Origin of the sequence: Larkinella sp. C7 (assembly GCF_006149005.1) — a bacterium.
Taxonomy (GTDB): Bacteria; Bacteroidota; Bacteroidia; order Cytophagales; family Spirosomataceae; genus Larkinella.
On record NZ_VBSL01000074.1, the window covers coordinates 1 to 695 of the forward strand.

The 695-nt window shown below is 36.8% G+C and carries 1 protein-coding gene and 1 pseudogene; both read right to left on the reverse strand.

The features are described 5' to 3' along the window. Positions 1–53: 53 nt before the first annotated feature. On the reverse strand, positions 54–299 hold the full coding sequence (locus FH871_RS34415) for an acyl carrier protein (protein WP_002959619.1): 246 nt from the start codon (positions 297–299) through the stop codon (positions 54–56). A gap of 102 nt (positions 300–401) precedes the next feature. Next, positions 402–695 (reverse strand): annotated as a pseudogene (locus tag FH871_RS34420) (hypothetical protein); the annotation flags it as partial.

Consider the following 695-nt stretch of genomic DNA (forward strand, 5'->3'; position numbering starts at 1 on the left):
TTCTAAATAATTAAAAAGCTCTCACCCTACTCGGGTTAAGAGCTTAACTTATCTTATTTAACCAGACGACCTTCCAGATAGTCCAACATATCCCCCAATTGCTCGATAGTCTCAATATCATCATCAGGAATCTCAATAGAAAACTCATCTTCAAGATTGACGACAAATTCCATTAAATCAATAGAATCAACACCAAGTTCATCTTTTAAAGAGGTCTCTTCCGTCACCTCCATATCCTCATGATGCATTTGTTCCTTAATCATCTGACTAATCTTATCAAAAATTTCACTTCTGGTCATTTGCTCTCCTTTCGAGAAGATTCATAAACTATTTTAGTAAGGGGTATTATAGGAGTTATATTCAATTTTCTTTTACAAGACTTCTATCCTTCTCCTTTCTTATCAATGATTTTTCTTAGAAAATTCATCCACAATCTTGTCCACAACTTGATTTTCTAACATAGTACGAACTTGCTTGATGGTATAATAAACAGATTTAGCATCACTAGAACCATGACACTTCACAACAGGGGCCTGCAGGCCAATCAGGACAGCACCCCCAGCTGATGAATAATCCATAAGATCGCGTAGGCCATAAAGAGAATCCTTGAGAAAGAAGGCTCCCAATTTTGCCTTTGTTCCACCGTCCTTAATTGCAGACTTCAAAGCAGAAAAAATAGAAAGTCCTGTACCTTC

Coding starts and splice junctions, on each gene's coding strand:
- FH871_RS34415 (WP_002959619.1), bottom strand. CDS start 299: ATGACCAGAAGTGAAATTTTTGATAAGATTAGTCAGATGATTAAGGAA.